This is a genomic window from Bacillus manliponensis (genome assembly GCF_000712595.1).
Classification (GTDB): domain Bacteria; phylum Bacillota; class Bacilli; order Bacillales; family Bacillaceae_G; genus Bacillus_A; species Bacillus_A manliponensis.
On the sequence record NZ_JOTN01000004.1, the window covers coordinates 95,153 to 117,296 of the forward strand.

Genomic DNA, 22,144 nt, shown 5'->3' on the forward strand with positions numbered 1-22,144 from the left:
ATTTAACAAAGGTGGGGTTTATGTGAATCTCGTTCACTCGTTGGCTGAAACAGCCCAAAAGCAGGGGGAAAGGACAGCTTACGTATTTCAAGATCAGTCTGTCTCTTATGACTATTTTAATAATATGGTCACTAAGTTCTCTAGTAGTTTAGCGGAAATGGGCATTGGAAAAGGGGACAATGTCGCATTAATCGTTGGGAATTCACCGCATTTTTTAATTGGGCTGTATGGCGTTATGCGTGCGGGCGCAACCGTTATTCCAGTCAATCCGATTTACACAGCAGACGAAATGCATTACATTATGCAAAATGGAGACGTTAAAGCAATCATCACACTAGACATCCTTCTACCAATTATGCAATCTCTTACACCAAGACTTCCTTCTATTGAACATATCATCATTTGTGAAACTCAACCTGAAAAAACTTACGAAGAAAACGAAAAAATGAAAACGTTTACGACTCTTGTGCAAGCTGGAGACGTATCTTTCCCTTGCGCGCCGATTGACGAAGAGGACATAGCAGTTATTTTATATACGTCAGGCACAACAGGAAAACCAAAGGGCGCAATGTTAACGCATAAAAACTTATATAGTAACGCTGACGATGTCGCAAATTACTTACAGTATAGTGAGAACGACCGCGTTGTTGCAGCACTTCCAATGTTCCATGTATTTTGTCTAACAGTTGCGGTGAACGCACCAATCGTAAATGGTGCAACAATTTTAATGTTGCCAAAATTTAGTCCGCAAGAAGTGTTTAGACTATGTCGTACATATGAGGCGACAGTGTTCGCTGGTGTTCCAACAATGTACAACTATTTATTCTTACATGAAGGCGGAAATGCAGAAGATGTAAAAACGTTACGTCTTTGCATTTCAGGCGGGGCCTCAATGCCAGTTGCGTTATTAACAAACTTTGAAAAGAAATTTAACGTTATTGTTTCTGAAGGGTATGGCTTATCAGAAGCTGCACCTGTAACATGTTTCAATCCACTTGATCGCCCGCGTAAGCCAGGCTCAATTGGCACGAACATTTGGAACGTTGAAAATAAAGTTGTGAACGAGCTAGGTGAAGAAGTTGCTGTTGGTGAAGTGGGTGAGCTAATCGTTCGTGGGCCAAACGTAATGAAAGGATATTACAAAGCACCGGAGGAAACAGCGGCAACACTTCGTGACGGATGGTTATATACGGGTGACTTAGCGAAAATGGACGAAGAAGGTTACTTCTACATTGTAGACCGTAAAAAAGATATTGTCCTTGTAGGTGGTTACAACGTATATCCACGTGAAGTAGAAGAGGTATTATATGCGCATGAAGCAGTAGCGGAAGTTGTTGTTATCGGGGCACCTCACGAAAGCTTAGGAGAAGCAGTAAAGGCATTTGTTGTGCTCAAAGATCAAACTGTAACAGAAGAAGAACTGATCGCATACTGTGCTGAGCATCTTGCGAAATATAAAGTGCCAAGCAGTGTTGAATTTTTAGCGGAACTTCCGAAGAACACGACAGGGAAATTACTGAGACGTGTATTGAAAGAGCAAGCGATGCAAGTGTAATAAAAAAGCTGAGCGGAAGTTGACCGCTCAGCTTTTTATTGTAGTAATCCTGCTTCACCGTGATTTAAACCATTCCATAATCGTACTTCACCAAGGCAGGCGAAACGAATTTCTTTTGCATGTTGTAGTTTGAGTAACTCTTTTGATGGCCCAGTAATTACGACACCGTATACATTTACACCATGTTTTTTTACGTATTTATAACGCTTTTGTAGATGGAGTTTTTCTGAATTATACCAGCCGACGTTGTGCATAATGTTTTCATGTTTAGTTAATAATTCCATTGTTGATAAAACACCATGATCTTTGGTTGTTCCAGAGAATCCGAATATATTAAAGTTAGATAGATAAGGATTTGCATCTTCTTTTTCATATCCTGTATCAAGTGCATACCAAGCTGGCGTAGGTGGTATTTCTTGTGCCCCGAAATTTTCATATAGAATAGAATCAATCTCTTCAATTGAGTAGGGATTTTTAAATGAAATCGCCAGTTCTGCTACTGTTCCCTCTGGGAGTGTATGTAATGTATTCCACGTGTTACTTATTGTTTCGTGAAAATTATCTAGTTCTTTCGTTTTAGTATTTGGATGGGCAAAGTATAATTCGTTTTGTAGAGTACGATTGAACCACTCTTTTTCTATTGATATGTTGGAGAAGAAACTATTAACTGTAACTTCTCCAAGCGGAATTTCTTCTTGTCCCATCATTTTTACTAATGGTGCGTTCATTTCTGCTCGAAAGAAAGGGTTTATACTTGTAGCTGTTCCAGGGATTTGTACATTAGGCATCATCGCTTCAAGTGCCAATTTTGGAATGTACTCTACGTCCTTTAATTGATTTTGGTCATTTGACATATAATAAAGGGCTGACAATGCTAATCCGAAAAGATATAAACCAACCGCTGCAGAAATCGTCAAAACAATCATCTTTATACGATGTTTCCACTTAATCTTCCAAAACGGAACTTGCACATCATGTATTGGCGGAAGTTTTCGTTTTTCATATTTTGCAAGAAGTTCATCTAATCTTTCTTCGCATATCGCACATGTTCCAATATGCTCTTCTAGCTGTTCTTGCTCTTCATCTGTAATAGTACCACTCTCGTATTTTTCCCAAAGTTCTTTTGCATCTTCGCAATTCATTTCTCTCACTCCTTCGTTAGTCGTACTTCCCTGCGGGCGCGGTGTAACTCAATTTTTACCTTTGCTAGCGAAACGTTTGTCATTTTTGCGATTTCATCATATGAAAATCCGTAATAATCACGTAATAATAAAATATTTCTTCTTGTAAGTGGTAAAGAAGAGATGTGATCGAGCCAAGCTTTAATTGTATGTTTCGTGAAAAAGGTATGCTCAGCACTTTCGGCATTTGGAAGATGAAACTCTTGCACTTCACTTGATGGATACTTCGTTTCTTTTCGTTTCCAATCAATAAATGCGTGATAAGCGATTGTAAAAAGCCAAGGACGAATATTCTCTCCTTTGTAAGAATCGATGTGAATCAACATACGATAAAACGTTTCTTGCATAAGATCTTCTGCAGTTTGGACATGCTCGGTGAGGGAAAGGAGATAACGAAATAAGTCTTGCATATGTTGTTTGTAAATGTGCTCTAGTGTTTGCTGTTTGCTCATTATGTTCCCTCCTCATTTATATCAACGAATCTATTAGAAAAAAGTTACAAATTTTTATAAAATAAAAAGATAAAAGCCTTTCTTTTTTTAGGGAGGAATAGATGGTTACTCTATGGATAGTGACGGTCAGTGCCCTTAAGTGCCTCACGCTATGTTTTCAACAAAGGGATGTAAAGAGGGTAGCCCCGCTTTTGTTTGGATAGCCCTTTGTTAAGTGTAGGTTATTAGTTAACTTATATTATTATAATAGGAATTAAAGATGTTTTGTTGATAGATAAGAAACAAAGCAAAAAACGTCAAGAACGTTAATGTATACTCCGGTATGATAAGAAGCATAAGGCGGGTGAATGGAGATGGAAAGTTATGAAACGCAAATACAGCGAGTGATTGATTATATTGAAGAAGATGTGATGGAGAGAAGAACACTTGTGGAACTTGCTTCTGTTGCAAAGTTTTCGGAGTATCACTTTCACCGTGTGTTCCAAGCGATGGTAGGTGACTCTGTGATGGAGTATATACGAAAGAGAAGGCTCGCCCGGGCAGCTTATCAGCTTTCTCATACAGAGGAAAAGATTCTCGATATTGCACTTGAGCATGGCTTTCAATCTCATGAAACGTTCATTCGCGCCTTTAAAAAGCTGTTTCACATGACGCCGCGTGAATATCGAAAGCAAAAGATTGCAACGCCGTTATACGGAAAGGTAAATGTAAAGCAGCGGAAGTGGAATCCATATTTAGGGGGAATACAAATGGAATTTCGTTTAGAGAAGAAGCCTGAGTTAAAAGTGATTGGATATGAGTTAAAGACGTCGAATAAAGACGGAAGAAGTCAAAGAGAGATCCCAGCACTTTGGGAGCAGTACTTAGGAAATAAAGGTTATGACAAGATTCCAAATCAAGTTCATCAAGAAAGTATGATTGAGCTTGGGATGTGTACAGACTTCAATTTAGAATCTGGAGATTTCACTTATATTATTGGAACAGAAGTTACAAGCTTTGATAATGCTAAGGATGATATGGTATGCCGTACGTTCCCAGAAGCAACGTACGCAGTGTTTACAACGCCTAAAGTACCGCATAAAGATATGGTATCTTCCATCCACCAAACGTGGAATGCGATTTTCTCTGAATGGTTCCCACACTCAGGATACGAGCATACTGGTGTTGTAGAGTTTGAGTTATATGACGAGCGTTGTCATGAAGATAAAAGTGAATTTGCACAAGTTGAAATTTGGCTTCCGGTGCAGAAGAAACAATAAAAATAAAAGGAGCTGTTCAGTGAACAGCTTCTTTTTTACACAAAGGGGAAAAGATATGTTTAAAAAACTAGAATGCGTGTGTGTACATACAAAAGATATGGAAAAGTCGCTTCGTTTTTATACAGCAATGGGCTTAAAAGAAAACTGGGGCATTGAGCGTGAGTTGGAAAATGGTTACATATGGAGATTAGTAGGCCTTAAGTTTCCAGATGAACAAAGCTCAGAGCTTGTAGTAAGTAATCATCCAGATGTTGACTTTACAGAAGTTGAAATATTGGTAGAGGATGTACGAGAAACATATAAACAGTTACAGAAACATGGTGAAGTAAAGTGGATACGTGAGCCGTTTCAAACAGAATCAGGGCATGTGGCTGTTATGGAAGCACCGGATGGAAATGTGTTTGTATTAGTTGGAAGGTAGCTTTCATATATATGAAAGAGCACGTTGTCATAAGGAGTATTTCTCCTATGATAATGTGCTCTTTTAGTTACAGCTTCTAGTTTTATAATCCAAACCCCATTAAATCTTTCACACGCTTAACGTTTTCTTTTGACGTTAATTGTTCCAGTAAGAGAAAAGCAACGTCAAATCCAGTTGCCGGATTGGAAGAAGTAATGATATGGCCATCTTGAACGATCGGTGCATGTTGGACATTAGCACCAAATACTTGTAATTGTTCTTTTCTATGGCTCGTTGGATGATTGTACGTTGTCGCTTTTTTATTATGTAGTATCCCGCTTTTTCCAAGTGGTAAAGACCCTACGCAAATACTAGCAATCGGTTTCTGTTTAGCGTGAAAGTGCCGAATTACTTCAAGGAATGTTTCATGAAAAGCGTCATTGTAAAAGCCAGCCTCTTCAAATCCTCCTGGAATTGCTAAGGCATCAAATTCTTCTAAGTCAATTTCAGTCACAACTACTTCAGGAATCACCGTAAAGTTCCAAGTACATGTTAACTGTTTATGTAGTCCAGCTGTTATTAATTGAGTAGATCCATCACCTTCCCATTTGTTCCAGCCGAAAACATCCGTAAATACACCAGCTTCAACAGCTTCAAATCCATCTGCTAATAATAAAAGTATCTTTTTCATTTTGTAGCCCCCTTTGTTATTATTTTAGATAGAAATATATATTAATAACAGAGTTTGGAAATGGTTCAGTTGCGCTATGACTTTATTTAATAAGGGAATGGTTTTATAAAACTTTATAAAAAAAGGTTGTGTAAATTTGGATACAGTCGATCAAATGATAGTAAATGAATTACAAAAAAACGCTAAAATCTCAATGAAAGATTTAGCAAAAATTGTCCATTTGTCTCCACCAGCTGTAATTGAGCGAGTAAGAAAATTAGAAGATAATGGTACGATTGAAGGTTATCATGCGAGTATAGCTTTAAAAAAGTTAGATCGGCACATTGTGGCTCTTATCTTATTTGAATCAAAGGATTGTAAAGCGCTTTCGAATTTTTGTAACAATCATCCGGATGTATTGGAATGCTACCGAGTAGCAGGAGAAATTAGTTATATCGCAAAAGTAGCGACTCATTCTGTGGAGACTTTAGAGATATTCATTGATGAAGCAATGAAATATGGAACACCTTCAACGAATATTGTTTTATCGTCTCATAAGAAAGAGGTAAGGACGAGTTATGTGCATGAAGGATGAGTTGTAGTTTTGTGTTAAAATATATAAGAAAATTAAGATAATTGAACAGGAGATATAAAGGGGAGAGAAAGCAATGCTACAATCACTCATTTTTGATATGGATGGAACACTGTTTCAAACAGACAAAATTTTAGAATTGTCACTTGATGATACGTTTAATCATTTACGATCACTTAACTTATGGGATGCAGAAACGCCGATTGATACATACCGTGAAATTATGGGTGTCCCTTTGCCAAAAGTTTGGGAAGCTTTATTACCAAATCATTCTAACGAAGTAAGGGAACAAGTGGATGCTTATTTTTTAGAAAGGTTAATTGAGAACATAAAAGGCGGAAAAGGTGCTTTATATCCAAATGTAAAGGAAGTTTTCGGTTATTTAAAAGAAAGTGGCTGTTCCATTTACATAGCAAGTAACGGTTTAACAGAGTATTTACAAGCAATTGTGAGATACTATCAGCTAGATAATTGGGTGACGGAAACATTTAGCATTCAACAAATCAAGACGCTTGATAAAGGAGACTTAGTTCGAGCGATTGCTGAAAAATATCATATAAAAGAAGCAGCAGTTGTTGGGGACCGTCTATCTGATATTCGTGCAGCGAAAGATAACGACTTTATTACGATTGGGTGTAATTTCGATTTTGCACAGGAAGATGAGCTCGCTCAAGCTGATTTCGTCATCGATGATTTACTGGAGTTACAAGCAATTTTGCCTGAAATGAAGTTTGCGAAGTGTAAATAAAAAAACTGCCCAGAGTGTTATACCTCTGAGCAGTTTTTTCTGTCACTATCCTTATGGAATGGAAATTTCATCGTAATTGTCGTTCCTTTTCCAAGTTCACTATCTACGGAAATTGTTCCGTTATGGGCGAGGACGAGTTGTTTTGCAATGGCAAGGCCAAGTCCGGTTCCGACATCTTTTTCTTCTGTATTTGTACCGCGGTAATAGCGTTCAAATAGTAGTTCTTTCGTTTGTTCATCCATTCCTTTTCCGTCATCGGAAATGGAGAGGGTAAATGACGCTTCATCTTGTGCTAATGAAATGAGCACATTTGTATCGATATAATTATGTTTCACAGCATTTGCAACTAAGTTTTCAATAATGCGCTGAAACCATTTTGGTTCGATGTGATAGTGAACTGGATTAGAGCTTGGAATGAACTCGATGTTTTGATTTTGCAAGGCTGGATCATTAATGAACTGCAACAATATTTTTTGGACAAACTGGTTCATTTCAATTGGCACGTGTTCAAACGGAATCGCTTCATTTTTTAGTTGATACGTTAAACTTAAATCATCAAGCAGTGTTGTAATATATTGTGATTTTTCCCGCATGACAGCGCCGAACTTTTGAATATCTTCTTCGTTCCAGTTATAATGTTTTGATTCTAATAAAAGAGCATAGCCGTAAATTGAGCTAAGTGGTGTTTTTAAATCGTGCGTTAAGCTTGTAATCCATTCTTCTCTCGTCTTTTCGATTTGCTGTCGCATCGCTTCGTTCTTTTTTAACGTTGCTGTAAGATGTTCTAGCGCATGAATTACGTCTCGAAATAGGCGGAAAGACCATTTTTCACGGCCAGAACGTCTAAAGCGAGTATATTTTCCTTTTCGATTTACAGGCTCTTCATACGTACCGCTTGCAATATTTTTTAACCATCTCATCATATGAAGTAACGGCTTTCCAAATTTTGTTCCATACCAAATTGCGACAATGATTAAATATAAAGCTAATACAAGAAGGATAAAGCCTAATCCTGTTAATATCTTTTTTGCTACAAGGGTATCTGCTTCTTCATCAGGGTAGTAATGTTTATTTGGTGTCGTTAATATAAAGAATAGCTCTTTATCAGCGTTGTAAAAACTAGCAATATTTTCTTTATAATTCCACGGCTCTTTTTCTGCAAGTGCTGTTGTTATAGGTGAGAAAGATGTTTTTTTCGGCGTTGGGAATGAAGAGATATACTCTCCATTTTTATCGAACACTTGCAGTTTGGCATTTGCGCTTATGAGAAGCTCTTTTTCCTCCTCTGTTAATGAAAACTCTGAAGCATCTGGAGAAGAGCGCTTTGCTTGTAATGTTTGCAGAAGTGCTGTACTTTTCATTGATGCACCGTAAATGACAACTGTTTGTTCACCTTCCATATCAATTTCCCAATATGAAAGTTTATAAGGTGTTTGAATTTCCTTTTTTAAGTAGCGAACTAATGATGTTTTCGTATACGATGTTGGTACATCTGCAGGAAGATTGAAAGAATATAAAATCTTACCATCGTTATTTACAACTTGTAGCCAATCACTTTTCTTTTTTATATATTTTTTTACTTCGCCATCCAATATAATTTGATCATCGTCTTTATACACATATTGAGAGACGGTAAAGCTATCAGAACTAGAGAAATTTGGCTGAAACCATACGTCATCAAGAAGTTTAATTAGGTACATAAAAGCAATGAACACAGCAAAGAGTGCTGAAATTAAAATGATGGCATGTTGAATAATGAACTGGATAATAAGTCGTTTGCGTAAGTTCATATTTGTTACCTACCTGGTATAAATTTATAACCAAGTCCGCGGATTGTTTTTATATACTTTGGGTGACTTGGGTCAAGTTCAATCTTTTCTCGTAGCTTTCGAATATGCACCATAACAGTATTATCATCGCCGTCATATGCTGGGCTTCCCCATACTTTTTCATATAGCTCTTCTTTTGAAAAGACGTAATTTGGATGTTCGCAGAAAAAGAGAAGTAGTTGAAATAGCTGAGCCGAACATTCGGTCACTTCGTTATCTACAATTAACTCGGCTGCATGTTTATCAATTTGAAAACGACCAAACGATAATGTGTGTGTATTTGGTACAGCTTTACTTTCATATTTCATTTGTCTGCGCAGCTGTGCTTTCACACGTGCTACAATTTCAAGTGGATTAAATGGTTTTGTAATATAATCGTCAGCTCCATATAAAAAACCTGATAATTTATCTAAATCAGATGTTTTGGCTGTTAAGAAGAAGATTGGGCAGTCTGTCTTTGCTCGAATCATCGGACAAAGTTCAAATCCTGATTTTCCAGGTAGCATCACATCAAGGATAATAAGATGAAAATGATATGATTCAACGAGAGGCATCGCTTCTTCGGCAGAAGTTGCTGTTGTGATGTTTGTAAATCCTTCTTTTTGAAGAACAGTCGTTAATAATTGCAAAATAGCAGTTTCATCATCAACAAGTAAAATATTCGCATCGTGCATGTTATGAATCCCCCTTTATTCCAACGTTTATCATACCATTTTCTTGTAATTTGTGGAATTGCTTTCTTATTTTAAGGTAATTTTAAGGTTCGCTTTTAATAAAAATAAGAATTGTTTGCTATGATAGAAGTACGGTAAGGGATAGAAGGGGGATTAGGGTGAATCCATTTTATTATGTACGCGTTCGCTATTTTTTAATTTTATTTATTGTACTATCTATATTAGATCATGTAGCAGTTCTATATTGGGAGCAAATGCTGCATGATTCAGCAAAATTATTTTCTTCTATAAAAGCACTGTGCTTCTATATACTTCCCGCTTTATGGCTATGTTACGAATATAAGCGTCACCGTATACCGTGGTCGTTTTTTGTAAACCGAAAAGAGCGGTATAAACCGCTTCATGTCGTTGGGATTACAGGAGGATTACTTGTTTTTTGCTACGGTTTTTTTGTTGTTCTATTATATTGTTCCTCATGGTTTACTCCTCACTTTATGGAAAGTCCAGTTGTAAAATTGTCCGAATGGGCAGAGGGATTAAAAGCAACAAACGCAGGAGCCATAGAGTTTATTATTGTTGTGTTACTTGCACCAGTAATAGAAGAACTGTTATTTCGCGGGTTTTTATTTCAGCGTTTTGCTGTAAAATGGGGCACCGAGAAAGCGATCTTTGCTGTCGCCATTTTATTTGGAAGTTTTCATGCAGACTTAGTAGGAGCATTTGCTGCTAGCATCGTATTATCTATTGTATACATTCGTACACAAAGTTTATTGATGACGATGAGCATTCATTTCTTATATAATGTTACGCTATTTATGACATTCCGCGTATTCTATGAAAACGGCGAAGAAGTGTTAAAAAGTATGCAAGGAAATACGATGTATCTAACAGGTGCAATCTCCTTTATGATTGGATTAAACTTCGTATTAATTTTCTGGTTTGCAAACCGTCGTTACATAGGTAGAGGTGCTCCTTCGTTGCATATAGGTAGAGCGGGCTAACAATCTTACTCTACATAAACTTCTTTGTTTCTTTCAATTTTTGAGGCAAGAATTTTACTATGATATAAAACGTTATTAAGAAAACGATTATATAGTATTCATAGAGCAATCTTTTAATTAAATGAGAGATTGCTTTCGTTTCATCCTTTTATAAAAAAAGATGAGGTACTCAAAGGCTCTGACCGTTACCATACATCGAGTGACAGTCTCGCTAAGAAACAAGAAGCGGTTTTAACGCCTTTAAAAAATTTGAAAACGCGAGGGTTTTTATGAGCCGAATGATACGATCAATTCGTTTGTTTTATGTAATTATTTTGATTGTTGTTATGCTGACGACAGTAAATGTAATTTTTCAATGGGAAACAGCGAATTTCTTTACATATACTGCACTGCATTTATTAGGGCTTCTTTTTATTAGCGGAGGTGTAATTGCAGAGGGGAGTAATGAACGTAAAGTAAATTATTTATGTATTACAGGTTTGTTGCTACTGCTAATTGTACAAGGAAGCATTAAGTATAGTGAATTATCATTTCAAGACTTCAGTTTCTTTATAAAAATCATACAATAGATTGTTTAAATTTGAACAAGAAAGGACTAATAGAATGGACTCTATAAAAAAAGGCGCGGTTATTGAATTTATTATGATGATTGTCGCATTTGGGGTATTGCAACTTGTTGTTCACGGTCGTCCAGAAGAACAAATTGAATGGCTTAACTTTGCGACAAGCTGTTTGGTGTTTACAATTGGTTTAATTGTTGTGGCGTTGTTTATGCATAAAGTGAAAGAGAAGCGTGCTTCATAAAAAGTTTCTTAATTTTCTTCACCTCTTTACGTAGGCTTCTAGGCACATGTTATGCATGAGGGAGAATTTGGTGTGAAACAATTATATAAAAGACAAAAAACGCTTGGAAAACCGAGCGTTTTTTTGTCTTTTATATAGTATCATTTCATAAATTTTTCAAAGCATCTCGTCCCATGAAAGTTGTTCACCGTAAGAAATGCCATGCTGGTCTTTTGCCATTTTCATAGGATCCTCGTGAGAAAGCGTAAATACCATTTTAGGTTTTACATCTTTCATGTATAAGATGTAAATGGTGTCATGGATTACATCTAGTGGCTCACCTGGAGTTTTCTCAAGGCGCATCGTACCCTTTGTTTTTACAAGTGTATAGTAAGGGTTTAAAGGAATTTCCTCAACTGGAATTGTGTTGACGAATTGAAAGCCAAGGGAATATAAATACTCCTGACTTTTTTCAGTCCCAGCTAGATAATCTTCTTTTGATACGATTTGAATAGAGCCATTAGGATCGGCACCTACAAGAGGATCTATTACGTGAGGTGCGAGGAGGTCTGGCTTGAATGCATTATGAGCTTGGTTGAACTCCTCAAAGTATGTTCGAACTTTATCACTTATTTGATTCATCGTTCTTCATCAACCCTTTCTTAATAACCCAAGTCTTTTCTACTTATCCATATTCTCTTCCTGTTTGAATCATACCGAAGAGATTTTTTACTTCCTTTCTCTAAAAAAGAAATACGGTTACACTTCTACAGCTTGTTCTATTTTCAAAAGAGCGGACTACAATAATAATAGACAGGCAGCTTAGAGGAGGGAGAAGAATGCGAAGAAAGATTATTTGGGGAGCTCTTTTTTTGTACGGTTGTTTTGCACTTTTTATGTATTGGTATTTATTTGGCTTAAATCATGAAATCATTCCAGACATGTATAAAGGGACGAGTGCGGATCCGCAAACATTCATGAATGCAAAGGAACTAACGCTTAGTCAAGAATATTCAAAGGTGAAATATTTATTGTTTTTCCTAAGTGTACCGTTTGAATGGCTCGTTTTATTATTTGTTCTTGTCCTTGGCGTTTCAAAAAGGTTTGAAACGTGGGCGAAGGAAACGGTGAAAATACGAACAATCCAAATTGCGATTTACTTATTTTATTTATCGCTTCTTACAACTGTATTCTCTTTACCAATTCAGTGGATTGGTAGAAAAGTTTCGGTTGATTATGGTATTTCCACACAAACAACAGCAAACTGGATGAAGGAAAACGTTATTGATTTTTGGGTGAACTATTTACTCATGTTTATCGTTGTTTCTGTATTGTTATGGCTCATTCAAAAATACCCAAAACGCTGGTGGTTATGTGGCTGGGCATTGTCTGTTCCGTTTACACTTTTTATTACATTTATTCAGCCGGTTGTGATTGCACCTTTATATGATGAATTTTCTACGCTGCAAAATAAAGAGCTTGAGAAAAAGATTTTAGCATTAGCAGATGAGGGGAATGTTCCCGCTGAACACGTGTATGAAGTGAATATGTCAGAAAAGACAAACTCACTTAATGCATATGTAACAGGAATTGGCTCAAATTCACGTATCGTTCTTTGGGATACGACGCTTGAACAGTTAAAAGATAAAGAAATATTATTTATCATGGCACATGAAATCGGCCATTACGTGATGAAACATATATACATAGGAGTAGGAATGTATATTGTCATGACGTTTGTCGGCATGTACCTCATTAGCCGAATTGTTCATATGTGTATTCGAAAATGGGGGCATGCACTGCATATTTCAAAAGCAACAAGTTTCTCTGTATTACCACTCTTTTTCTTAGTATCTTCTATGTTATCCTTTTTCGTCAGTCCGGCTGAAAACTATATATCGCGCATAGAAGAGAGGGCGGCAGATCAATATGCATTAGAAATGACGGGTGATGGGGAATCTGGTGTAGAGACGTTTCAATATTTATCAAAGACGAGTTTAAGCCAAGTGAATCCACCGCCGCTCGTAAAGTTTTTCTTATATACACATCCACCAATTTTTGAGCGTATTGTCACGTTTGAAGAGTACGAAGAGAGAAAATAGTTACAACAAGAGAGGGCCTAACCTTTGGGGAATGGGCTCTCTCTTGTTTTGCAGGATAAATGGATTTATAGATACTGTAAAAAAATTCTAAAAAATCCTTTCTTTTCTGAAAATTTGTTATATAATATAACCATAAAAATCAAATCTGTTATAAAACAGTTTTAAAGAAGGGGATGCTAATATGTCGACGCAAACTTCACGGGTTACACTCGTTGGAGAAGTAACACCAGCGTATTTAGAAATTTTAACGCCTGAAGCACTCGCTTTTATGAAGGAGTTGCATGAAAAGTTTAATGGACGAAGAAAAGAACTGTTGCAAAGCCGAGTGAAAAAGCAAGAGAAAATTGATGCGGGGGAATTTCCGACATTTTTAAAAGAAACAGCGCATATTCGTGCTGATGATTGGACGATTGCACCACTTCCAAAAGATTTAGAAGATCGCCGCGTGGAAATTACGGGGCCGGTTGATCGGAAGATGGTTATCAATGCATTAAACTCTGGTGCTCGTGTGTTCATGGCTGACTTTGAAGATTCTAATTCGCCAACATGGAAGAACACTGTAGAGGGGCAAATCAATTTGCGAGATGCGATTAAGGGAACGATTTCACATAAGAATGAAAATGGAAAAGAATATCGTTTGCATGAAAAGCATGCGGTCTTAATCGTGCGCCCACGTGGCTTACATTTAGAGGAGAAACATTTACAAGTAAATGGAGAAGTAATGTCTGCGAGTTTCGTAGACTTCGGTTTATTCTTTTTCCATAATGCGAAGGAGTTATTAAAAAAAGGAAGTGGACCATACTTTTACTTACCAAAACTAGAAAGTTACTTAGAAGCAAGGCTTTGGAACGATGTTTTCGAATTTGCACAGAAATACGTAGGCATTCCAAACGGAACGATTAAAGCAACTGTACTAGTGGAAACGATTCACGCTTCGTTTGAAGTAGATGAAATTTTATATGAACTACGTGAACATTCAGCTGGCCTAAATTGTGGACGATGGGATTACATTTTTAGCTTTTTGAAGAGCTTCCGCAATCATAAACAATTTTTACTGCCAGATCGTGTGCAAGTAACGATGACTGTACCGTTTATGCGTGCATATTGTTTACGCGTGATTCAAACGTGCCACCGCCGCGAAGCACCGGCAATGGGCGGAATGGCAGCGCAAATTCCAATTAAAAATAATCCAGAGGCAAATGAGGCAGCATTTGAAAAAGTGCGTGCGGATAAAGAACGTGAAGCATTTGAAGGACATGACGGTACGTGGGTTGCGCATCCAGCACTTGTACCAGTTGCAATGGAAGTGTTTGACCGCGTGATGAATACGAACAATCAAATTTATCGTAAACGTGAAGATGTTCATGTAACAGAGAAGGACTTGTTAGAAGTACCAGTGGGAACGATTACAGAATCTGGACTTCGTACAAATATTAGCGTTGCCATTCAATATATCGCATCGTGGCTGAGTGGACGAGGAGCAGCACCGATTTATAACTTAATGGAAGATGCGGCAACGGCGGAAATTTCAAGAGCGCAAGTGTGGCAATGGATTCGTCATGAGGGTGGGAAACTAGAAGATGGACGGAACATTACATTTGCTTTAGTAGAAACGTTAAAAGCTGAAGAGTTGCAAAAAATAGAGAAAGAGATTGGGAGAGAAAACTTTGAGAACGGAAGATTTATAGAAGCAACGAAGTTATTTACAAATTTAATTCATAATGATGAATTTGTACCATTCTTAACATTACCGGGTTATGAAATTTTATAAAGTGAAAAGGGGATAGAAAAATGAAAAATGAACGCGTACAACAATTACAAGAAAGCTGGGAAATGGATAAACGATGGAAAGGGATTGAGCGTCCGTATTCGGCAGAAGATGTCATTCGTCTGCGTGGATCAATTGATATTGAGCATACGTTAGCAAAGCGCGGTGCAGAAAAACTATGGGATTCCCTTCATAAAGAAGATTACATTAACGCACTTGGTGCACTAACAGGGAACCAAGCGATGCAACAAGTGAAAGCGGGATTAAAAGCAATTTATTTAAGCGGTTGGCAAGTAGCCGCAGATGCAAACTTAGCGGGACAAATGTATCCAGACCAAAGTCTATATCCAGCGAACAGTGTACCAGCTGTTGTTAAACGCATTAACCAAACGCTTCAGCGTGCAGATCAAATTCAGCATATGGAAGATAGCGGCGATGTTGATTATTTCGTACCAATCGTTGCTGATGCAGAAGCTGGTTTTGGCGGACAGCTAAATGTATTTGAATTAATGAAAGGTATGATTGAAGCTGGTGCATCTGGCGTTCACTTTGAAGACCAATTATCTTCAGAGAAAAAGTGTGGCCATTTAGGCGGGAAAGTATTACTGCCAACGCAAACGGCAGTCCGTAATTTAATATCGGCGCGCCTTGCATCGGATGTAATGGGTGTACCAACACTTATTATCGCAAGAACAGATGCAGATGCAGCAGATTTAATTACGAGTGATATTGATCCGGTTGATCGAAAGTTCATTACAGGTGAAAGAACGCCAGAAGGCTTCTTCCGTACAAAGGCAGGTCTTGACCAAGCGATTGCTCGCGGCTTAGCATATGCGCCGTACGCAGACCTTGTATGGTGTGAAACATCTGAGCCAAACTTAGAAGATGCGAAGCGTTTTGCAGATGCAATCCATGAGAAATTCCCAGGAAAAATGCTTGCTTACAACTGTTCACCATCATTTAACTGGAAGAAGAAGCTAGACGATGAAACAATAGCAAACTTCCAAAAAGAAATCGCGTCTTACGGATACAAGTTCCAATTCGTAACTCTTGCTGGTTTCCACTCCTTAAACTACGGCATGTTCGAACTTGCTCGTGGCTACAAAGAGCGCGGCATGGCAGCATATTCAGAGTTGCAACAAGCAGAATTTGCAGCAGAAGTGCACGGCTACTCTGCAACGCGTCATCAACGCGAAGTAGGTACAGGGTACTTCGACGCAGTAGCGCAAGTTGTATCAGGTGGTACATCATCAACAACAGCGCTGAAAGGATCGACGGAGGAGGAGCAGTTTACAAGTTGATAAAAAAGGAAGCGGCATGAATGAGGGAACTACCTTATTTATGCCGTATTTATTATTAGTGATGATATGCATGATGAAATTAGCCTTTGTAAGGAATGCAGATTTAATGATGATGGTTCCTTAGTGGAATAACAATTAAAACCGACTCATATCACACATTGAGTCGGCCTCTTCTAACTTTATCTTAGCAAATCAACCGCCGTGATCTCCAACAGACAAACGTTGAATGCCTTCATAAGATTTTTGAGGTTTGTCTACATTTGTAACGCCTATGGTGAAAGTGAAAACTGTTACAAATCCCATTAAGCTTAGTATCGTTTTCTTCATTTCAATGATTCCTCCTCAAAATGCTTCTTTTTTACCTTAATACTTTATCATCAATCTCATACTTATTCTTTTGTTTCAGTAATTGAAAAGATAACTGTTTTATTTCTGATAAACTATCATTTAATTTATCTGGTATTAAACTCAATACATCTTCTAATTCAGTTCCTAGAATGAGTATATCGAGAACTTCATTAGACACTTTTTTAGTTTTTAATAGTTCAATCGTATACGGACTAAACAGAATTTTTTCAGCTTCTTCAATTGTAATTAGATTTTCTTCTAAAGCATTAACAATACCTAATATTTTTATTAAGATTATCTTTTCTAATGATTGTTTATTGTTCAAATCCATTGTTAATGAAATCATACACGAGATTCCCCCTAATAAAAAACATGCTACTCTAGGCTAAGTATTTCATAAATCCACAGTAAGATAAACTTTATTATTCTCAATATACAACAAAAGAAGATGACTTCCTTTCAATGCAAAGTCACCTTCTTTATTAAGATTATTTTTATCGCAGAATCAATCTACTCATCTTTAAAATGCACCATGTCGTATGGGTAGTACGGAACATCTTTTAACATACTATCATCTAATTTTAAAATTTTTGCGATTGCACCACTTTCAAAACTCCAGTAACCACTATAAATATCATGTTTATTTTCATGTGCGTCGTACCATGCTTCATCTGAATGTCCTGTATACCAATACTTTTTTATATATTTTTCTAAATTTTTTATAGAATTCTCTTGTGAATTTTTATTGCTCTCAATTACTTCCTTTAATTTTATATATGGATTTTTTACGTAAAATTCACTCTGCTCATAAAAATCTGAGGGCTCACCATTTCTAAAAGCAATAAAATAATTAATCAAATAATCATTTAGTCCTTCTTTCCTTATCATTGCTATTAGTCTATTAAATTCTTTATCTTCAATATTTAGCATTACTGCTATGGATGTCATCCATAGCATACGTATATATCCACTTTCTTTATTCCATGCTTTTTCCATAATATCTATTACTTCAGGTAAAAAATCACGAATAGTTTGAATAGAATAGCCCGCAGAGTACATTGCCCTTAATTTATTAAAATAATAACCTTGCAATGCTATATATCCGTTCTTTAAACCTTTATCATCTTTTCCTCTTTCCTCAATAACTTTTTCAACCAATAATAAAAATTTTTCTATTCGCTTTTCCTCATAATTGATAAATTCGTTAAAATATATATCAGTTTTAATTTTATCTCTTAGCATAATTTCTCTCCCATCTGTTATATTTCAAGAATTTTCTTTACTATTGTTCCATCAGGCATAACCTGAATAACAATTCTTTGAACATTTTCTGGGTTTAACACCATTTCTGTCACAATTTCATCTGCTTTTTCTTTTGACAAAGTGCTATCTAATCTTTCACTTCCAAGAATCCAATCTTCACTCATTTGCTTACCATCATTTGTTTTTCCCAACTTGGATGTGTTGTACTTAGCCTCCGCTATTACATACTTAGGTGGTGGAGATGAATTTTCATATACAGCATCTATTCCCTTAACAATTTTTTGATCCAATGTTAATACACGATCATCACTAATTCTGGTATAGGTTTGACTTTCAAAAAAGTCATCCATCTTCATTTCACCATAATTCCCTTTACGCTTCGTTGTTTTTAGGGCTACTTTGCCACTTTCTACTGATTCTATTACCATACGTTGTTGTTCTCTAGCCGCTTCTAATGTTTGAGTTGCTTTTCCAGATGTATTGGTTTCATCCGTCCCCTTATTAAACTGATAGGTCGATAGTTTTTCTTCAGCTTGTTTAAAGGTAGTGCTATCTGAGGAAGAGTCTACAACATTTCCACCTTCAAAAGCAAGTTGATTTTTGGGCATTAAAAGGTAATTCAACATGTCGATGAATTGCCTATACTTATTGGGATTTAATACGTTTTTTATACTTTGTATGAAGTTTACACTTTTATTAATTTTTGAAGGTTTATCCACCTTTGAAAATTTACTTACTTTTGAAATTTTATCTACCCCTTTTGTTCCTACAACCATGAACAAGGCTTGCATACTCATATTTCCAAACTATTTAGCTCTGCTATTCCAATCTCCATTTACAACTTCTTGATTCCATGAATCCCTAATAGCCTATGTTACAGAATTGAATGTTTCTTGTGGATGAGAAAGAGCATACATGGCACTTTCAAAACTATCTATTGGGTGTAAGAACGTATTTACTAATCCTTTAAGTCCATCTATAGCCGCTTCATCCATTCCTTTTTTGAAGCTATAAAGTTGTCCGAGTATAGGAGTATTTTCTAGGGTGTGGAAAAATTTTTCCGACGCCTGATCCAGCGCTCCTACTCCATCCTCGACAGCATCCTTAAATTTATCGAGTAATGATTCGTCTTTTATACGCTCTTCCTCAGCTTTTCGCATTTTCTCTTCTGTGATCACTTGAATTGGCTTTGCCCACTCCATATTTAGCCTTTCAGTATGAAATGTTCCGCTGACAGCTTGAAATCCTTTTCCACTTTGTACTTCTGCAAGCCCTTTTGCAATACTGGAAGCTAATTCAATTGCTGTACGATAATTCTCACTAGAAGAATAATTGAATTGATATAACCGTTCTAGTTTATCTTCCAGTTTCCTTTTCATTGCGTGATAAATTTGTAGCATTGCTGCCGTCTCAGGTGTTTGTTCATCCATTGCTGCAATTGCTGCAATCATTTGCTCCAGTTCTCGAATTTGTTCGCGTATTTCTTGTTCAACTACATCAACTGTCGCGACCTCTGCTTGAAAGTCAGCTGGAAAGGCATTATTTTGAATGATTAGTTCTTCGCATAGATAAATAATACCTTGCGCTAACTGGCGGTATGTTTGCATGAAAAATGTTTTCGCACTTTCATATGTCTTTCCTTTTAGTGTGACGTCTAATGCGAAAGCGTCGATAGAGCGAATTACTTCTTCCATCCCCTGAATCGTTGCATTGCAAAAAGCATTCATACTTTCTGTTTGCGCTTGTACTTCTCCTATGTACATGTTTAAACTCATGAATCCTCCCCCTTTTTATACAAGTAAATGATACCAACTTTAGGATAAAACTGTAAATGTTAAGTATGTATGAACGTGAGATGAGGTTTATTAATAAAGGCTCTGTAGCAATTCCCACAAAAATATTTCTTCCTATACAGAAAACAATAAAACCCTCTAGCAAAAATTTAGAAATTCTTTGCTAGAGGGTTTTATTACAAATATTTCAAAAAGTAATAAACATAATTTACATAAAAGGTTATTATACTTTTTCTCTAGATAAATTTTTAAGTCTCTTTATTGATTTTTCAAGGATAGTGTAATGACTTTTAACGTTATGCAAATTAATTGTAAAAAAATTGAAAATAAAAATTATTCCTTTTGGTGAAATGATACAATTACTTATGCGAAATACTTTTATAAAGTAGTTCGAAAACGGAAAAAAGGAGCGAGAGAGAGAATGGAAAAAAAAGAACGGTATGTACAAGAGTATATTGTGAATCGTAAAACAATGGCGCTGCTTCCAATTGTGTTAAATGATAAGGAAATTGTGACGCGCGTAATTGAAGAAGAGGATGCGTTTTTTGTCTACTGTAAACCAATTGAGATTATTGAACAAAGCTGTCGTTTGCATGGATCAAATTTCTTTGGCAGAAAAGAAGGGACAAAAGAGCTAACAGGTATTACGCATAAAGCGCCGATTGCAATAAGTCCCGTTGATTACCTCTATTTCTTTCCGACACTTTCCTACTCTAGAAAAGAGTGTGCATGGCTATCACACTTTCATGTTGTAAATAATAAAGAACTTTTACCAGGTACACTTTTTATCACTTTTATAAATGGACAAGCTATCAAATTAGAAATGTCTAGAGGAAGTTTTGAAAACCAAGTATGCCGTACTGCCCAGCTCCGTGCAGCGTTTGAAGATAGAAAAGGCAAACGAGTACAGCTTGCATTTATGACAATGAACCCAAGTGAAGTGTTAGAACTAACACCGCTTTATGAAAAAACATATGCTGTAAATGTAGAAGGATAATGTTGTCATGAACCGATGCTGTAGAGTATCGGTTCATTTATTTTTCACCACTGATTAACGTCTTTAGTTTAAAGGGGAATTATGGTTTTGGAACCATTACTAAACAAAAAGTTACGGATATAGAGAGAATCCCGCACTCTCCCATCCCAAAAAATAAGGTTTTTTTCAGTTTTTCAGCTTTTCTTTCTTATTTGATAAAAATAACATTTGGTGTTTTAGAAAAAGTATGTTATAGTAATACTTAGTTAAATACTTAAATCAAGCAATCCATATATTATCAAGCGCCAAGAAATTGTGAAAGCAATGCTATCTTTTCTGCTTTTATATTATGTTTGGTTTTTGATCATGTATGGATTCTTTTTTTATGTTAGAAGACTACAATTATTTATTTCAGGAGGTCATTCACATGACAGTAACAGGACAAGTAAAATGGTTTAACAACGAAAAAGGCTTCGGTTTCATCGAAGTTGAAGGCGGAAACGATGTATTCGTACACTTCTCTGCAATCACTGGCGACGGCTTCAAGTCTTTAGAAGAAGGCCAAAAAGTTAGCTTCGAAATCGAAGAAGGTAACCGTGGACCACAAGCTAAAAACGTTGCAAAAATCTAATTGTATAGATAGCAGCGAAAAAGGACAGCATATGCTGTCCTTTTTTTTGTTGTTATTTATTGCTTTAGTTAAGGGCGTATGAAAGAGGATTTCTAACGGAAAACATGGAATATTAATAATACATCTTCATTTGTCATATATACTATTTCCCCGAATAAGGCAACAGTGGTAAAGTAAGGGAAGGACTAACATAAAGGGGTACATAATAGAATGGATCTTCAAACAATTCGAGAGTATTTCACAATAGAAAATATGGAACAACTCGTCAGTAGTTATCGTGCGTTTGGTCCTCTTCTTGGGATTGGGCTTCCGATGATTGAAGCGATTATTCCGGCACTTCCGCTTATTTTATTTGTAATGGCAAATGCAGCGGCATTTGGGCTTGGTTTTGGATTTTTATATTCATGGATCGGCTCTGTACTGGGTGCGTTAATTGTATTCTCTGTTATTCGCCGATTTGGTAGGAGTCGCTTCTTTTCTTTTGTAAATAAGCATGAGAAAGTAAGGAAAGCGATGATGTGGATTGAGCGAAAAGGATTTGCGCCTATCTTTATTTTGTTTTGTTTCCCGTTTACACCATCTGCACTTATTAATGTTGTTGCGGGTTTATCTCGTATTAGTAAACGTCAGTTTGTACTCGCGCTTGGACTTGGAAAGTTTGTGATGATTTTTGTGCTTAGCTATATTGGACATGATTTAATGTCATTTATTTATAATCCGATTAAAACAGTCGTTGTAGCGATTGCGGTTTTTATTTTATGGTATGTTGGTAAAAAAATTGAAGTGAAATTAGAGTTAACTCGAGACTAGTCTTCTTT

24 protein-coding genes and 1 pseudogene are annotated in these 22,144 nt (G+C 36.5%); 14 read left to right on the forward strand and 11 right to left on the reverse strand.

Going from position 1 to position 22,144, the window contains the following annotated elements:
• Positions 1–22 precede the first annotated feature (22 nt).
• Positions 23–1,555: a fatty acid--CoA ligase family protein gene (locus BAMA_RS06485; RefSeq protein WP_034637397.1), complete on the forward strand. Its 1,533-nt coding sequence runs from the start codon at positions 23–25 to the stop codon at positions 1,553–1,555.
• A gap of 35 nt (positions 1,556–1,590) precedes the next feature.
• On the opposite strand, the gene BAMA_RS06490 is transcribed toward BAMA_RS06485, so the two are convergent.
• The gene (locus BAMA_RS06490; protein ID WP_034637398.1) at positions 1,591–2,697 is read right to left on the reverse strand and encodes an anti-sigma factor; all 1,107 of its coding nucleotides are present in this window, start codon (positions 2,695–2,697) and stop codon (positions 1,591–1,593) included.
• A gap of 5 nt (positions 2,698–2,702) precedes the next feature.
• On the reverse strand, positions 2,703–3,188 hold the full coding sequence (locus BAMA_RS06495) for an RNA polymerase sigma factor (protein WP_034637399.1): 486 nt from the start codon (positions 3,186–3,188) through the stop codon (positions 2,703–2,705).
• Positions 3,189–3,541: 353 nt separating this feature from the next.
• Here BAMA_RS06495 and BAMA_RS06500 point away from each other — a divergent pair, with 353 nt between their 5' ends.
• Positions 3,542–4,447 carry an AraC family transcriptional regulator gene (locus tag BAMA_RS06500; RefSeq protein ID WP_034637838.1) on the forward strand — a complete coding sequence of 302 codons (906 nt, stop codon included), beginning with the start codon at positions 3,542–3,544 and terminating at the stop codon, positions 4,445–4,447.
• 55 nt (positions 4,448–4,502) lie between these two features.
• Positions 4,503–4,868: a VOC family protein gene (locus BAMA_RS06505; RefSeq protein ID WP_034637839.1), complete on the forward strand. Its 366-nt coding sequence runs from the start codon at positions 4,503–4,505 to the stop codon at positions 4,866–4,868.
• Positions 4,869–4,950: 82 nt separating this feature from the next.
• On the opposite strand, the gene BAMA_RS06510 is transcribed toward BAMA_RS06505, so the two are convergent.
• Complete coding sequence (locus BAMA_RS06510) at positions 4,951–5,538, reverse strand: DJ-1/PfpI family protein (RefSeq protein ID WP_034637400.1); 588 nt, start codon at positions 5,536–5,538, stop codon at positions 4,951–4,953.
• 136 nt (positions 5,539–5,674) lie between these two features.
• On the opposite strand from BAMA_RS06510, the gene BAMA_RS06515 reads away from it, so the two are divergent.
• Positions 5,675–6,112 carry an Lrp/AsnC family transcriptional regulator gene (locus BAMA_RS06515; protein ID WP_034637407.1) on the forward strand — a complete coding sequence of 146 codons (438 nt, stop codon included), beginning with the start codon at positions 5,675–5,677 and terminating at the stop codon, positions 6,110–6,112.
• 73 nt (positions 6,113–6,185) lie between these two features.
• Complete coding sequence (locus BAMA_RS06520) at positions 6,186–6,857, forward strand: HAD family hydrolase (protein WP_034637409.1); 672 nt, start codon at positions 6,186–6,188, stop codon at positions 6,855–6,857.
• Between the two features lie 17 nt (positions 6,858–6,874).
• On the opposite strand, the gene BAMA_RS06525 is transcribed toward BAMA_RS06520, so the two are convergent.
• Together BAMA_RS06525 and BAMA_RS06530 are read right to left on the reverse strand one after the other, a co-directional pair.
• Entirely contained in the window at positions 6,875–8,647 is a 1,773-nt protein-coding gene (locus BAMA_RS06525; RefSeq protein ID WP_034637410.1) for a sensor histidine kinase, read from the reverse strand.
• Positions 8,648–8,652: 5 nt separating this feature from the next.
• Positions 8,653–9,360, reverse strand: a complete 708-nt coding sequence (locus BAMA_RS06530; RefSeq protein WP_034637411.1) for a response regulator transcription factor — start codon at positions 9,358–9,360, stop codon at positions 8,653–8,655.
• Positions 9,361–9,518: 158 nt separating this feature from the next.
• Here BAMA_RS06530 and BAMA_RS06535 point away from each other — a divergent pair, with 158 nt between their 5' ends.
• The 3 genes from BAMA_RS06535 (at position 9,519) to BAMA_RS06545 (ending at position 11,165) form a co-directional block, all read left to right on the forward strand.
• A complete protein-coding gene (locus BAMA_RS06535; RefSeq protein WP_034637414.1) occupies positions 9,519–10,361 on the forward strand; it encodes a CPBP family intramembrane glutamic endopeptidase in 843 nt (280 codons plus the stop codon).
• A gap of 269 nt (positions 10,362–10,630) precedes the next feature.
• On the forward strand, positions 10,631–10,930 hold the full coding sequence (locus BAMA_RS06540) for a hypothetical protein (protein ID WP_034637416.1): 300 nt from the start codon (positions 10,631–10,633) through the stop codon (positions 10,928–10,930).
• A gap of 34 nt (positions 10,931–10,964) precedes the next feature.
• Positions 10,965–11,165 carry a hypothetical protein gene (locus BAMA_RS06545; protein ID WP_034637418.1) on the forward strand — a complete coding sequence of 67 codons (201 nt, stop codon included), beginning with the start codon at positions 10,965–10,967 and terminating at the stop codon, positions 11,163–11,165.
• A gap of 156 nt (positions 11,166–11,321) precedes the next feature.
• Here the strand turns inward: BAMA_RS06545 and BAMA_RS06550 are convergent, their stop codons facing one another.
• Positions 11,322–11,786, reverse strand: coding sequence for a hypothetical protein (locus BAMA_RS06550; RefSeq protein ID WP_034637420.1), 465 nt, complete (start codon positions 11,784–11,786; stop codon positions 11,322–11,324).
• Positions 11,787–11,983: 197 nt separating this feature from the next.
• Between BAMA_RS06550 and BAMA_RS06555 the strand changes: the two genes are divergently transcribed.
• The 3 genes from BAMA_RS06555 to aceA all read left to right on the forward strand — a co-directional run bounded on the left by BAMA_RS06555 (position 11,984) and on the right by aceA (position 16,315).
• Positions 11,984–13,246, forward strand: a complete 1,263-nt coding sequence (locus BAMA_RS06555) for a M48 family metallopeptidase (protein WP_034637423.1) — start codon at positions 11,984–11,986, stop codon at positions 13,244–13,246.
• Positions 13,247–13,427: 181 nt separating this feature from the next.
• On the forward strand, positions 13,428–15,017 hold the full coding sequence (gene aceB, locus BAMA_RS06560) for a malate synthase A (protein ID WP_034637426.1): 1,590 nt from the start codon (positions 13,428–13,430) through the stop codon (positions 15,015–15,017).
• Between the two features lie 20 nt (positions 15,018–15,037).
• A complete protein-coding gene (gene aceA, locus BAMA_RS06565; protein WP_034637429.1) occupies positions 15,038–16,315 on the forward strand; it encodes an isocitrate lyase in 1,278 nt (425 codons plus the stop codon).
• A 192-nt stretch (positions 16,316–16,507) separates the two neighbouring features.
• On the opposite strand, the gene BAMA_RS25370 is transcribed toward aceA, so the two are convergent.
• From BAMA_RS25370 to BAMA_RS25125, 5 genes and pseudogenes are all read right to left on the reverse strand, one after another.
• Positions 16,508–16,642, reverse strand: coding sequence for a hypothetical protein (locus BAMA_RS25370; RefSeq protein ID WP_265182705.1), 135 nt, complete (start codon positions 16,640–16,642; stop codon positions 16,508–16,510).
• Between the two features lie 31 nt (positions 16,643–16,673).
• Positions 16,674–17,009, reverse strand: coding sequence for a DUF3969 family protein (locus BAMA_RS06570; protein ID WP_051758881.1), 336 nt, complete (start codon positions 17,007–17,009; stop codon positions 16,674–16,676).
• A 164-nt stretch (positions 17,010–17,173) separates the two neighbouring features.
• Positions 17,174–17,905, reverse strand: a complete 732-nt coding sequence (locus tag BAMA_RS06575) for a PoNi-like cognate immunity protein (RefSeq protein ID WP_034637432.1) — start codon at positions 17,903–17,905, stop codon at positions 17,174–17,176.
• A 17-nt stretch (positions 17,906–17,922) separates the two neighbouring features.
• A complete protein-coding gene (locus tag BAMA_RS25120; RefSeq protein ID WP_420834700.1) occupies positions 17,923–18,552 on the reverse strand; it encodes a hypothetical protein in 630 nt (209 codons plus the stop codon).
• 534 nt (positions 18,553–19,086) lie between these two features.
• Positions 19,087–19,701: pseudogene (locus BAMA_RS25125) on the reverse strand (T7SS effector LXG polymorphic toxin); the annotation flags it as partial.
• Positions 19,702–20,140: 439 nt separating this feature from the next.
• On the opposite strand from BAMA_RS25125, the gene BAMA_RS06585 reads away from it, so the two are divergent.
• The 3 genes from BAMA_RS06585 (at position 20,141) to BAMA_RS06595 (ending at position 22,136) form a co-directional block, all read left to right on the forward strand.
• Positions 20,141–20,716: a competence protein ComK gene (locus BAMA_RS06585; RefSeq protein WP_034637434.1), complete on the forward strand. Its 576-nt coding sequence runs from the start codon at positions 20,141–20,143 to the stop codon at positions 20,714–20,716.
• Between the two features lie 406 nt (positions 20,717–21,122).
• Positions 21,123–21,326 carry a cold-shock protein CspD gene (gene cspD, locus BAMA_RS06590; RefSeq protein ID WP_034637437.1) on the forward strand — a complete coding sequence of 68 codons (204 nt, stop codon included), beginning with the start codon at positions 21,123–21,125 and terminating at the stop codon, positions 21,324–21,326.
• 210 nt (positions 21,327–21,536) lie between these two features.
• Positions 21,537–22,136 (forward strand): TVP38/TMEM64 family protein, encoded by a 600-nt coding sequence (locus tag BAMA_RS06595; RefSeq protein WP_034637439.1) that lies wholly within the window; start codon positions 21,537–21,539, stop codon positions 22,134–22,136.
• Positions 22,137–22,144 lie beyond the last annotated feature (8 nt).

Excerpts from the sequence above, each read along its gene's own strand:
- BAMA_RS06595 (WP_034637439.1), top strand. The coding sequence starts at position 21,537 with ATGGATCTTCAAACAATTCGAGAGTATTTCACAATAGAAAATATGGAA.
- BAMA_RS25370 (WP_265182705.1), bottom strand. The coding sequence starts at position 16,642 with ATGAAGAAAACGATACTAAGCTTAATGGGATTTGTAACAGTTTTCACT.
- BAMA_RS06490 (WP_034637398.1), bottom strand. The coding sequence starts at position 2,697 with ATGAATTGCGAAGATGCAAAAGAACTTTGGGAAAAATACGAGAGTGGT.
- BAMA_RS06545 (WP_034637418.1), top strand. The coding sequence starts at position 10,965 with ATGGACTCTATAAAAAAAGGCGCGGTTATTGAATTTATTATGATGATT.
- BAMA_RS06585 (WP_034637434.1), top strand. The coding sequence starts at position 20,141 with ATGGAAAAAAAAGAACGGTATGTACAAGAGTATATTGTGAATCGTAAA.
- BAMA_RS06505 (WP_034637839.1), top strand. The coding sequence starts at position 4,503 with ATGTTTAAAAAACTAGAATGCGTGTGTGTACATACAAAAGATATGGAA.
- BAMA_RS06550 (WP_034637420.1), bottom strand. The coding sequence starts at position 11,786 with ATGAATCAAATAAGTGATAAAGTTCGAACATACTTTGAGGAGTTCAAC.
- BAMA_RS06500 (WP_034637838.1), top strand. The coding sequence starts at position 3,542 with ATGGAAAGTTATGAAACGCAAATACAGCGAGTGATTGATTATATTGAA.
- cspD (WP_034637437.1), top strand. The coding sequence starts at position 21,123 with ATGACAGTAACAGGACAAGTAAAATGGTTTAACAACGAAAAAGGCTTC.
- BAMA_RS06495 (WP_034637399.1), bottom strand. The coding sequence starts at position 3,188 with ATGAGCAAACAGCAAACACTAGAGCACATTTACAAACAACATATGCAA.
- BAMA_RS06555 (WP_034637423.1), top strand. The coding sequence starts at position 11,984 with ATGCGAAGAAAGATTATTTGGGGAGCTCTTTTTTTGTACGGTTGTTTT.
- BAMA_RS06570 (WP_051758881.1), bottom strand. The coding sequence starts at position 17,009 with ATGATTTCATTAACAATGGATTTGAACAATAAACAATCATTAGAAAAG.
- BAMA_RS06530 (WP_034637411.1), bottom strand. The coding sequence starts at position 9,360 with ATGCACGATGCGAATATTTTACTTGTTGATGATGAAACTGCTATTTTG.
- BAMA_RS06540 (WP_034637416.1), top strand. The coding sequence starts at position 10,631 with ATGAGCCGAATGATACGATCAATTCGTTTGTTTTATGTAATTATTTTG.
- aceB (WP_034637426.1), top strand. The coding sequence starts at position 13,428 with ATGTCGACGCAAACTTCACGGGTTACACTCGTTGGAGAAGTAACACCA.
- aceA (WP_034637429.1), top strand. The coding sequence starts at position 15,038 with ATGAAAAATGAACGCGTACAACAATTACAAGAAAGCTGGGAAATGGAT.
- BAMA_RS06520 (WP_034637409.1), top strand. The coding sequence starts at position 6,186 with ATGCTACAATCACTCATTTTTGATATGGATGGAACACTGTTTCAAACA.
- BAMA_RS25120 (WP_420834700.1), bottom strand. The coding sequence starts at position 18,552 with ATGTTGAATTACCTTTTAATGCCCAAAAATCAACTTGCTTTTGAAGGT.
- BAMA_RS06525 (WP_034637410.1), bottom strand. The coding sequence starts at position 8,647 with ATGAACTTACGCAAACGACTTATTATCCAGTTCATTATTCAACATGCC.
- BAMA_RS06510 (WP_034637400.1), bottom strand. The coding sequence starts at position 5,538 with ATGAAAAAGATACTTTTATTATTAGCAGATGGATTTGAAGCTGTTGAA.
- BAMA_RS06575 (WP_034637432.1), bottom strand. The coding sequence starts at position 17,905 with ATGCTAAGAGATAAAATTAAAACTGATATATATTTTAACGAATTTATC.